Source organism: Tepidimonas sp. (genome assembly GCF_046292505.1).
Taxonomy (GTDB): Bacteria; Pseudomonadota; Gammaproteobacteria; order Burkholderiales; family Burkholderiaceae_C; genus Tepidimonas.
The window spans coordinates 1-11377 of sequence record NZ_JBKBQX010000013.1 but is presented as its reverse complement, the minus strand read 5'-3'; the positions used below and the strand labels follow the sequence as shown (position 1 = coordinate 11377).

Sequence of the window (11377 nt, the reverse complement as noted above, 5' to 3'; positions counted from 1 at the left end):
GCACGGTGGCCGACATGGCATGGCAGCGCGAGCGCTTTCGGATCCACATCCGGGCCGCTCGCCAGACCGATCTGCCGCTGATCATCCACACCCGCAGCGCCTCGGACGACACGCTGGCCATTCTGCGGGAAGAGGGCGGTTTTGCGGCCGACGCCCCTCTGGAGCGCCCGCAGGCCCGAGGGGTGTTCCACTGCTTCACCGAAACCCGCGAGGTCGCGCGCGCGGCGCTGGACCTGGGGTTCTACATTTCGTTTTCGGGGATTCTCACGTTCAAGAACGCCGCCGACCTGCGGGAGGTGGCCCGCTTCGTGCCGCTCGATCGGTGCCTGATCGAGACCGACAGCCCCTACCTGGCCCCCGTGCCGCACCGCGGCAAAACCAACACCCCGGCGTATGTGCCGCATGTGGCCGCGCAACTGGCCGAGCTCAAGGGCCTGAGCGTCGATGCCGTGGCCGAGGCCACCAGCGCCAACTTTGATCGGTTGTTCACCCGTGCCGCCCGGGCGGTCCCGCCCACCCGCGCAGAAATCGCATGAAAAAGATTCTCTATCTTCTTTTTTCGATTGCGGTTTTTTTATCCTCTGGCGGGGTGCAGGCGCAACGCGCCTACGACCAGTTCATCACCGCGGTCATCCGCGACGACCTGTCCACGGTCCGGGATTTGCACGCGCGCGGCCTCGACCTGAATACCCCAGATCCCGACCTCAACCCAGCCCTGGTGCTGGCCCTGCAACGCGACGCCGTGGCGGTGGCGCGCTACCTGATCGCACAGCCCGCGGTCGACGTGGATGCGGTCAACGCGGCCGGCGAGAACGCACTGATGATGGCCGCGCTGCGCGACCATCTGGATTTGGTGCAGCAGTTGCTGGCCCGGGGCGCGCAGGTCAACCGGCCGGGCTGGACACCGCTGCACTACGCAGCCACCAACAAGGGCGGGCATGCGCCGGCGATCACGCGGTTGCTGCTGGAGCACCATGCCTACATCGATGCCGAATCCCCCAACCGCACGACCCCGCTGATGATGGCCGCCCGCTACGGGCGCGAAGAGGTGGTGCGCCTGCTGCTGGAGGAGGGCGCGGATCCCACGCTGCGCAACCAGCAGGGGCTGGACGCCATCGACTTTGCCCGCCAGGTGAGCCGACAGAGCGTCATCGATCTGATCGCGGCGGCCATCCGGGCGCGCCAACCCCGGGGCACCTGGTAGCCGGCCTGCCCGCGTCCAAGCCCAGGGCAGACCCGGAGGCGGCACGGTGTCGAATTGGGGACAATCCGCAGCGTCATCGTTGGAGGAGAAACCGTGCTGGCCATCCGCAACCAGAAAGATTTCGTCGCCGGACTGCTGTTCACCGTCACCGGCGGCGCTTTTGCCATCGGCGCGTTGGAGTACGAGGTGGGCAGCTCGGCCCGTATGGGGCCGGGCTACTTTCCCCTGGCGCTCGGCGTCATCCTGGCGATTCTGGGCGCACTCATCACGCTCAAATCGCTCGGCGACACCCGCGACCCCGCGGGGGACTTGGGGCGCATCGCGTTCAAGCCGCTGCTGTACATCATCGGCGCCAATGTGCTCTTTGGCATCCTGTTGGGGGGACTGCCCGCCATCGGCTTGCCGCCCATGGGGCTGATCGCGTCCGTGGTCGCGCTCGTCGTCGTCGCCTCGATCGCGGGGGACCGCTTCCAGCCGCGCGAAGTCGCGATTCTGGCCATCGTCCTGGCCACCGCCAGCGACGTGCTGTTCATCCGCCTGCTGGGGCTGCCGTTCCAGGCCTGGCCGGCCTTCATTTCGGGTTGAGGGGAATGTCGTGACCGATCTGCTGAACAATCTGGCGCTCGGATTCTCGGTCGCCTTCACCACCCAGAACCTGATCTATGCCTTCATCGGCTGTGTGCTGGGGACGCTCATTGGCGTGTTGCCGGGGCTGGGGCCCGTGGCGACGATCGCCATGCTGCTGCCGGCCACCTATGCCTTGCCCCCCGTTGCCGCGCTGATCATGCTGGCCGGGATCTACTACGGGGCGCAATACGGCGGCTCGACGACGGCCATTCTGGTCAATCTGCCGGGCGAGGCATCCTCCGTCGTGACCACGTTGGACGGTTACCAGATGGCGCGCCAGGGCAGGGCGGGGCCGGCGCTGGCTGCGGCAGGGATCGGCTCCTTTTTTGCCGGGACGGTGGGCACGCTGGTGCTCGCCGCGTTTGCCATTCCGCTGACGGAATTGGCCTTCGAGTTCGGTCCGGCCGAGTACTTTTCGCTGATGGTGCTGGGGTTGATCGGCGCCGTGGTGCTGGCCTCCGGGGCGCTGCTCAAAGCCATCGCGATGATCATCCTGGGCCTGCTGATCGGCATGGTCGGCACCGACATCAACTCCGGCGTCGCCCGCTACACCTTCGATATCCCTGAGCTGATCGATGGCATCGGCTTCATCGTCATCGCGATGGGCGTTTTCGGCTACGGGGAAATCATCCACAACCTCTCGCAGCCCGCCGAGCAGCGGCAAGTCTTCACGGCCAAACTCAAGGGGCTGTTTCCTTCACTGCGCGATTTCCGGCTGATGACGCCAGCCGTCCTGCGCGGCACGACGCTCGGGGCCATCCTGGGCGTCCTGCCGGGCGGCGGCGCCTTGCTGTCGTCCTTTGCCGCGTACACGATCGAGAAGAAAACCCGCCTGGCCCCGGACGAAAAGCCGTTTGGGCAGGGCAATATTCGTGGCGTGGCGGCCCCCGAGGCGGCCAACAATGCCGGATCGCAAACGTCGTTCATCCCGCTGCTGACGCTGGGCATTCCACCCAATGCCGTGATGGCGCTGATGGTGGGCGCCATGACGATCCACAACATCCAGCCCGGACCGTTGGTCATGTCCAACAACCCGGACCTGTTCTGGGGGCTGATCGCCTCCATGTGGATCGGCAACGCGATTCTGGTCATCCTCAACCTGCCGCTGATCGGCATCTGGATCAAACTGCTGACGGTGCCGTACCGCTGGCTCTTTCCGGCCATCGTGCTGTTTTGCGCGATCGGCGTGTATTCCACCAACAACAACACCTGGGACGTGTGGATGGTGGGGTTGTTCGGCGTTCTGGGCTATGTCTTCATCAAGCTGGGCTGCGAGCCGGCGCCGCTGCTGCTGGGCCTGATCCTCGGCCCCATGATGGAAGAAAACCTGCGTCGCGCTTTGCTGTTGTCGCGCGGGGACTGGAGCGTCTTCGTGACCCGGCCGCTGTCAGCGGGTCTGCTGATCGCCGCCGTGTTGCTGCTGATCGTCGTGGCGCTGCCGTCGATCAAAAAACGCCGCGAAGAAGCGTTTGCGGAGGACTGACGTCCGCCATGGCCCGGGAGTCTGGTGGCGTCGCGTCGGCCGCGCCATCTGTATGAGTATGGCGGCGGGCTTGGGCTTCCCGACAAATGTTCCACAATGCGTATTATGTTAAGTCAAGGAATCCAAGCAACGGCAGTGCTGTCACAGCCCCGTCACAGGGAAAACCACACCTCGGCACGGTGCGCTTGCCTGTCTACAATGGCGCACATGTTCAACTTCGGGTGATACCCTCATGAAGCGCCGCCATATCCTGCAAGCCATCGGTCTCGCCGCCGTCGTCACCTCCGGTGCCGTTCAGGCCCAGGGCAACGAACTGAAGGTCGCCATCGATGCGACCTACGAGCCGTTCACCTACAAGACCCCCGATGGCAAGCCGACCGGTTTCGACGTCGACATTGCCGAGGCCATTTGCGCCAAGCTCAACCGCAAGTGTGTGTACGTCGAACAGGTGTGGGACAGCATGATCCCCGGACTGCAGGCGCGCAAGTACGACGTCATCATCAGCTCGATGTCGATCACCGATGATCGCCAAAAGGTCATCGACTTCAGCGACAAGTACTACAAGACCCCGAGCGGCATCGTCGTCAAGGAGGGCACGCCCTACAGCGGCCCGGCCTCGCTCAAGGGCAAGAAGATCGGTGTGCTCAAGGGCAGCACGCAAGAGAAGTACGCCATGGGTGAGCTCAAGCCCGCCGGTGTGCAGGTGATCCCCTACGAGGCGCAGGACCAGGTGTATCTGGACATCAAATCGGGCCGGCTCGACGGCACCGTGGCCGACAAGGTCGAGGTGCGTGGCGGCTTCCTGCGCAAGCCGGAGGGCAAGGGCTACGGCTTCGTCGGCCCGGACCTGTACGACGTCAAGTACTTCGGCTACGGCGTCGGGGTGGGCATGCGCAAAGGCCAAGACAAACTCAAGGCCGACATCAACGCGGCGATCAAGGCGATTCGCGCCGACGGCACGTACGAGAAAATCGCCAAGAAGTACTTCGACTTCGATCCGTACGGCAACTGATCTGACGGGATGAACGGCGCGTCGCCCGCCGGTGGGCACCGGCGCGACGCGTCTTTCATTGGCACATGCTCGACTACATTCCCGCGATTCTCGAAGGCGCGCTGCTGACGGTGGCGGTGTCGCTGCTGTCGCTGGCCGTCTCGATCGTGCTGGGCTTGCTCGGCGCCACCGCCAAGCTCTCCGGGCGCCGGTGGCTCACCGGCGTGGCCACGGTCTACACCACCGTGGTGCGCGGCGTGCCGGAGCTGGTGCTGATGCTGCTCGTCTTCTATGGCGGCACGATCGGACTGAACGCGCTGCTGGAGTCGCTCGGCCGCGCCGAGCCGGTGGACATCAACCCCTTCGTCGCAGGCGTGCTGACCATCGGCTTCATCTACGGCGCCTACATGACCGAGACCTTTCGCGGGGCGATTCTGGCCATTCCGCGCGGGCAGATGGAGGCGGCCTGGGCCTTCGGCATGGGCCGGCTGCAGACCTTCGTGCGCATCACCCTGCCGCAAATGGTGCGCTACGCCCTGCCCGGCTTCACCAACAACTGGCTGGTGCTGATCAAAAGCACCGCCCTGGTCAGCCTGATCGGGCTCAAGGACATGACGTTTCTGGCCAAACAGGCCTCGGCCGCAACGCGCGAGCCGTTCTTTTTCTTTTTGTTCGTGGGGGCGCTGTTTCTGATCTACACGTCGGCGTCGCTGTGGGCGCTGCGTCGCCTCAACGACCGTTTCAGCCTCGGGGTGCGGCGCGTCACCTCGTGGCAGGGTTGATCGAGCGGGCGTGTCACCGTGAACTGGTCCGTGATTTTCGAACCGGCGCAGCTCGAGCTCTATGGCCAAGGGCTGTGGACCACGTTGAAGCTGCTGCTGTCGTCCCTGGCGGTCGGGGGCGTGTTGGCCCTGTTTCTGGCTTTGGCGCTCAACAGCCGCCATGCTTGGCTGCGCTGGCTGGTCGGCAGCTACACCTACGTCATCCGCGGCACGCCGCTGCTGATCCAGGTCTACCTGATCTATTACGGCATTGCGCAGCTGGAGTGGATCCAGGCGCGCTGGGACGAGATCTGGCCGTGGACCTGGTTCAAAGAGGCGTTCTTCTGCGCCCTGCTCGCCTTTGCCCTGAACACGGCGGGGTACACGGCCGAGATGCTCGCCGGAGCCATCCGCGAAACTCCGCACGGCGAAATCGAGGCCGCGCGCGCGATGGGCATGTCGCCCCGCCAAGTGCTCTGGCGCATCGTCATGCCCAGTGCACTGCGGCGCACGCTGCCGGCCTACAGCAACGAGGTGGTCATGATGCTGCACAGCACGAGTCTGGCCAGCACCGTGCCCGCGATGACGGATCTGACGGCGGCGGCCAGCCGGGTCTACTCCGACTTTTACCTGCCCTTCGAGGCCTATCTGTTCGCCGGGGCCATCTACCTCGGCATCACATTCACGCTGGTGGGCATGTTCAAGCTGGCCGAGCGCCGCTTCCTCGCCCACCTGGCGCCGCGCCGCACCTGAATGGACGTCCGTCACCACACCCTGCCCTGCACCAGCCTCGGCAGTGCCCGCACGGTCACCAGCCTGCATTTCGGCACGCCTGGAGCCCGCCCCAAGGTTTACATCCAGGCCAGCCTGCACGCGGACGAGCTGCCCGGCATGCTGGTGGCGCACCACCTGCGCCACAGGCTCGCCGCCGCCGAGGCGGAGGGCGCCATCCGGGGCGAAGTCGTGCTCGTCCCGGTGGCCAACCCGATCGGACTGGCGCAGCGCATTGACCACCGGCCCATGGGCCGCTTCGAGCTCAACACCTCCGAGAACTTCAACCGCGGCTATCCGGACCTGGCCCAGGTGGCGTTCGAGCGGGTGGGCCACGCCCTGGGCGCCGACGCGGTGGAGAATGTTCGGCGGGTGCGGCGGGCCGTGCTCGACTGGCTGGCCGAGCAAACACCGGTCACCGAGCTCGAAGGCTTGCGGCTGGCGCTGTTCCGTCTGGCGGCCGATGCCGATGTCGTGCTCGATCTGCACTGCGATTCCGAAGCCGTGCTGCACCTGTACAGCGAGACCGCCTGTTGGCCAACTCTCGAACCCCTGGCGCGCTGGCTGCAGGCGCAGACGGTGCTGGTTGCCGACTACGGCGCTGGCGGGCAGCCATTCGACGAGCAGCTCTCCGGTCTGTGGTCGCAGTTGGCGGCGCGCCTGTCAGCGGCGGGGCGCCCGGTGCCGCTGCCCCAAGCCTGCGCCAGCGCGACGGTCGAACTGCGCGGCGAAGCCGACGTCGGCCACGCCTGGGCGGCCCGCGATGCCGATGGCATCTGGCGATATTTGCAGCACCTGGGCGCGGTGGCCGGCGACCCGGGGCCCATGCCCGATCCAGCCTGCGCCCCCACGCCGCTGGCCGGCTCCGAGCCGTTGAAGGCGCCCTGCCCCGGCGTGCTCGTATTTCTGGCCGACACCGGCGCGCGGCTGGCCCCCGGCGACGCCGTCGCCGAGGTCATCGACCCCATCACTGGCCACACCACGACCCTGCGCACCGTCCAGGGCGGCGTGCTGTACGCCCGGGCCCGCGAGCGCTATGCCCCCGCCGGACTGACGGTGGCCAAGGTAGCCGGCAGCCGGCCTGTGCGCCAAGGCTATCTGTTGTCCGAATGAGCCCCTCCTGCCCCCTGCCGGTCCCTACGCATCCCTTGTCATGAGCACTGCCCCCGTCAAACTCCAGGTCGAAGACATCCACAAGCGCTATGGTGCGCACGAGGTGCTCAAAGGTGTCTCCCTCACGGCGCGCGCCGGCGATGTGATCAGCATCATTGGCAGCTCCGGGTCGGGCAAGAGCACGTTTTTGCGCTGCATCAACCTGCTCGAGCGGCCGCACGCAGGGCGCATCGTCGTGGCCGGCGAAGAGTTGCGGCTCAAGCCCGGCGCCGATGGCGACCTCCAGGCCGCAGACCCCACCCAGTTGCAACGCCTGCGCACCCGGCTGGCCATGGTGTTCCAGAACTTCAACCTTTGGGGCCATATGACGGTGCTGCAAAACATCATCGAGGTGCCCGTTCATGTGCTGAAGGTACCGCGCGAGCAGGCGGTCGTCACCGCGCGCAAGTACCTGGATCGGGTCGGCCTCAAGGGCGTGGAAGACCGCTACCCCGCGCACATGAGCGGCGGCCAGCAACAGCGGGTGGCGATTGCACGCGCGCTGGCGGTGGAACCCGAGGTGATGCTGTTCGACGAGCCGACCAGCGCGTTGGACCCGGAGCTGGTGATCGAGGTGCTGCGCGTCATGCAGGGTCTGGCCGAGGAGCACCGCACGATGGTGGTGGTGACCCACGAGATGGGCTTTGCCCGCGAGGTGTCCAACCACGTCGTCTTTTTGCACCAGGGCCGCATCGAGGAACAGGGCGACCCGCGGCAGGTGCTCACGTCGCCGCGCAGCGAACGGCTACAACAATTCCTTAGCGGAAACTTGAAGTAACGGAATCAACCCATTGATGAATAATGGGTTTTGTTACAGAAAACGATCGAGCAGACGCCGGCTGTGCCGGTCCAACTCCAGGGGACGACGGATCAGGTACTGCACGCCGTGGCTGTCCTGGATCAGCAGCACGTCGCGCGCCAAGCGGCGGATGTCCTCCTCGCCCTTGAGGACGAAGCGTGTGACGCCGCGGTCGGTCTCCACGGTCCAGGTGCTGGGGGTGGCAAAGCTGCTGACCTCCAGCAAGCGCCGGATGACGGGAGTGAATTCCCGCTCGTGCAATGCCTGCTCGATCAACGCGCGGGTCGGCGCAGCCAGCGTCGCCAGCGATTCGACGTAGGCGACTTCATGACCGTCCGGCCCGACGAGCGAGATATGCCGGTCGGGGGCCTGGATCGGGAAGGCACGCACCGGAACCACCCCACGGATCCATTCGCCATCGGGGCCGCGCCATTCGAGGCGGCCGGCGCTGTTGCGGCGCAGTTCAGGGGCTTGGGTGGCGGGCAGGCTCGTCGTCATGGCGGTCAGTCCCTCAACAGTTCTCGCTCGGCCTCGGCCTGGCGGGCCTGCGCCTGGTACAGCCGCCAGTAGGCGCCCTGGCGCGCCATCAGCTCGTCGTGGCTGCCCTCCTCCACCTTGCGGCCCTTGTCCATGACCACCAGCCGGTCGGCCCGGCGCAGGGTGGACAGGCGGTGCGCGATGGCGATCGTCGTGCGCCCGCGCACCAGGTTATCCAGCGCCTTTTGGATTTCCTTCTCGGTTTCGGTGTCCACGCTCGAGGTGGCCTCGTCCAGAATCAGAATGCGCGGGTCGATCAGCAGCGCGCGCGCGATGCTGATGCGCTGGCGCTCGCCACCGGAGAGGCCCTGGCCGCGCTCGCCCACCAGCGAGTCGTAGCCCTGCGGCAGGCGCAGGATGAAGTCGTGCGCATGCGCTGCGCGCGCGGCGGCGATGATCTCCTCGCGCGTCGCATCGGGGCGACCGTAGGCGATGTTTTCGGCAATCGTGCCGAAGAACAGGAACGGCTCCTGCAGCACCAGACCAATGTGGCGGCGGTAGTCGGCGACGCGCAGTTGCCGGATGTCCACGCCATCCACCAGAATCTGCCCCTCCGCCACGTCGTAAAAGCGGCAGATCAGGTTGACCAGGGTACTCTTGCCCGAGCCGCTGTGGCCGACCAGGCCGATCATCTCGCCCGGGCGCACATCCAGATCCAGCCCCTGGATGACCGAGCGGTTGCCGTAGCGGAAAGCCACGCCCCGCACCTCGATACGCCCCTGCACTGCGGGCATCGGCACGGGCTGGGCCGGCTCAGGCACGCTGGAGACGTGATCCAGAATGTCGAAGATGCGCTTGGCGCCGGCAGCGGCCTTCTGCGTCACCGAGACGATGCGGCTCATCGAGTCCAGCCGGGTGTAGAAGCGCCCGATATACGCCAAAAAGGCGGTGAGCACGCCCACCGTAACCGAACCGCGCGCCACCAGCCAAATGCCAAAGCCCCACACCACCAGCAGGCCGATTTCGGTCAGCAGCGACACCGTCGGAGAAAACAGTGACCACAGCCGATTCAGCCGGTCGTTGACCGCGAGGTTGTGCCGGTTGGCCTCGCGAAAACGCTCGGCTTCGCGCCCCTCCTGCGCAAACGCCTTGACGACGCGGATGCCGGGGATGGTGTCGGCCAGCACGCTCGTCACCTCGGCCCAGACGCGGTCGATTTTCTCAAAACCCGTGCGCAGCCGATCGCGCACCACGTGGATCAACCATGCGATCAGCGGCAGCGGCAGCAAGGTCGCCAGCGCCAGCGTCGGGCTGATCGAAAACAGAATCACCGCCGTCATGCCGATCATGATCACGTCGGTGGCGAAGTCCAGCAGGTGCAGCGACAAGAAGATGTTGATGCGGTCGGTCTCCGACCCAATGCGCGCCATCAGGTCGCCGGTGCGGCGGTTGCCGAAATACTCCAGCGACAAGCCCAACAGATGCTCATAGGTGGTGGTGCGCAGATCCGCCCCAATGCGCTCGGACACCAGCGCCAGGATGTAGGTCTTGGCCCAGCCCAGGCCCCAGGCCAGCAGCGCGGCCCCGAGCAGGCCGCCGAGCAACCAGCCCACCCGCACCACGTCGATGGGCTGCCCGCTCTGGTAGGGGATCAGCACATCGTCCATCAGGGGGATGGTCAGGTACGGCGGCACCAGGGTGGCCGCCGTGGCGGCCAGCGTCAACAAAAACCCCGCCAGCAACTGCCACCGGTAGGGCCGCGCAAAACGCCACAGCCGCAACAGCGTCAGCGTGGACGGTGGCGTGTGCACCACCTGGGCGCAGACGGCGCATTCGTCGTCCTCGGGCTCCATCGGGGCATGGCAGACCGGGCACTGCAACGCAGCGGCGTCGGGGGCCGCGACCGGGCGGCCGCCGGCATCGCGCAGGGCCTCGAAGCGCTCCATCAACCGCCGCGCGGGCACCTGGCGCCCCAGGGTGTAGCGCCACACCGCCAGCCGCTCGGCGGGAGCGCCGTCGCGGGCTTCGCGCACCAGCTCCAGCGCGGCCACGCCGTTGTGGTCGCTCATCCACAGGGCCAGACCGGCTTCGATGGGCCAACTCACCGGCGTGGCCTGCGGCTCGGCCGCCCACCACAGCCGACCGGCCGCGATCCACAGCAAGCCCTCGCGAAAGCGAAGTTCGGTGTCGAGGTCGGTCAGCAGCCAAACGCCACCAGCCGCCCCCTCCCCGGCCACCTCGGCGCGCTCAACGGCGGGGCGCCACGCTGCGGGCAGTCCCGCCCAGGGGGGGGTCGTTGGCGTCGGATACGACATGTTGCAATTTCGTTTCACCAAATGCCACCAGTGTCGGGCCGCTGGATCACAATATCCATTGGCGATACCGGCGCGCGGGCGTCGCATTCTACGGCCGACCCGTGCTGCGTGGATGCGACGGATCGCGCAGCGGCCCGCACGGCGACGGTCGAGCCCGTTCGACCCTACAACGTTTTTTCCATGTCGCACAAGACCATCCGGATCCTGCGCATGCACCACCTGCGCGGACCCAACCTCTGGACCTACCGGGCCGTGATCGAGGCGCTGATCGACATCGGCGACCTCGAGGACTGCCCCTCCAACACCATTCCTGGCCTGTACGAGCGGCTGACGGCCTGGCTGCCGGGCTTGATCGAGCACCATTGCGGCGTCGGGGAGCGGGGCGGCTTTCTGCAGCGGCTGCGCGAAGGCACGTGGCCGGGCCACATCATGGAACACGTGGCCATCGAGTTGTTGAACTTGGCCGGCATGGCCACCAGCTTCGGGCAGACCCGCTCCACGAGCGAGCGCGGCATCTATAAGCTGGTGATCCGCGCCCGCCAGGAGGAAGTCGCCCGCCAGGCCCTGCTCGACGCGCGTGACCTGCTCATGGCCGGCATCGAGAACCAACCCTATGACGTGGAAGCGGCGGTCAAGGGCCTCAAAGGCCTGATCGACCGCCATGCCCTCGGACCGAGCACCGCGGCCATCGTCGATGCCGCGACGGCGCGCCGCATTCCGCACATCCGGTTGACCGAAGGCAACCTGGTGCAGTTGGGCTACGGTGCGCGCCAGCGCCGTATCTGGACCGCCGAGAC

The 11377-nt window shown here is 66.6% G+C and carries 12 protein-coding genes; 10 read left to right on the top strand and 2 right to left on the bottom strand.

Features of this window, described 5'->3' with window-relative positions; all coding sequences use genetic code 11:
* From ACK4TH_RS07375 to ACK4TH_RS07335, 9 genes are all read left to right on the top strand, one after another.
* Positions 1-536 (top strand): TatD family hydrolase (locus ACK4TH_RS07375; protein ID WP_409624454.1); only part of this gene is annotated, 536 nt, incomplete at its 5' end.
* Positions 533-1204: an ankyrin repeat domain-containing protein gene (locus tag ACK4TH_RS07370; RefSeq protein ID WP_409624451.1), complete on the top strand. Its 672-nt coding sequence runs from the start codon at positions 533-535 to the stop codon at positions 1202-1204. The genes ACK4TH_RS07375 and ACK4TH_RS07370, both read left to right, overlap by 4 nt.
* A 93-nt stretch (positions 1205-1297) precedes the next feature.
* Entirely contained in the window at positions 1298-1789 is a 492-nt protein-coding gene (locus ACK4TH_RS07365) for a tripartite tricarboxylate transporter TctB family protein (protein ID WP_409624448.1), read from the top strand.
* A gap of 10 nt (positions 1790-1799) precedes the next feature.
* Positions 1800-3314, top strand: a complete 1515-nt coding sequence (locus tag ACK4TH_RS07360) for a tripartite tricarboxylate transporter permease (RefSeq protein WP_409624445.1) — start codon at positions 1800-1802, stop codon at positions 3312-3314.
* Positions 3315-3546: 232 nt separating this feature from the next.
* Positions 3547-4326, top strand: coding sequence for an ABC transporter substrate-binding protein (locus ACK4TH_RS07355; RefSeq protein WP_409624442.1), 780 nt, complete (start codon positions 3547-3549; stop codon positions 4324-4326).
* Positions 4327-4391: 65 nt separating this feature from the next.
* Entirely contained in the window at positions 4392-5087 is a 696-nt protein-coding gene (locus ACK4TH_RS07350; protein ID WP_409624439.1) for an ABC transporter permease, read from the top strand.
* Positions 5088-5105: 18 nt separating this feature from the next.
* Complete coding sequence (locus ACK4TH_RS07345; protein WP_409624436.1) at positions 5106-5819, top strand: ABC transporter permease; 714 nt, start codon at positions 5106-5108, stop codon at positions 5817-5819.
* Positions 5820-6950, top strand: coding sequence for a succinylglutamate desuccinylase/aspartoacylase family protein (locus ACK4TH_RS07340; protein ID WP_409624433.1), 1131 nt, complete (start codon positions 5820-5822; stop codon positions 6948-6950).
* A 40-nt stretch (positions 6951-6990) separates the two neighbouring features.
* A complete protein-coding gene (locus ACK4TH_RS07335; protein WP_409624430.1) occupies positions 6991-7767 on the top strand; it encodes an ABC transporter ATP-binding protein in 777 nt (258 codons plus the stop codon).
* 33 nt (positions 7768-7800) lie between these two features.
* On the opposite strand, the gene ACK4TH_RS07330 is transcribed toward ACK4TH_RS07335, so the two are convergent.
* Both ACK4TH_RS07330 and ACK4TH_RS07325 read right to left on the bottom strand, forming a co-directional pair.
* Positions 7801-8286 carry a DUF1854 domain-containing protein gene (locus ACK4TH_RS07330; RefSeq protein WP_409624427.1) on the bottom strand — a complete coding sequence of 162 codons (486 nt, stop codon included), beginning with the start codon at positions 8284-8286 and terminating at the stop codon, positions 7801-7803.
* Between the two features lie 5 nt (positions 8287-8291).
* Positions 8292-10580, bottom strand: a complete 2289-nt coding sequence (locus tag ACK4TH_RS07325; protein ID WP_409624424.1) for an ABC transporter ATP-binding protein — start codon at positions 10578-10580, stop codon at positions 8292-8294.
* A gap of 180 nt (positions 10581-10760) precedes the next feature.
* Between ACK4TH_RS07325 and ACK4TH_RS07320 the strand changes: the two genes are divergently transcribed.
* A partial coding sequence (locus tag ACK4TH_RS07320) for a cyanophycin synthetase family protein (protein ID WP_409624421.1) occupies positions 10761-11377 on the top strand: 617 nt, incomplete at its 3' end.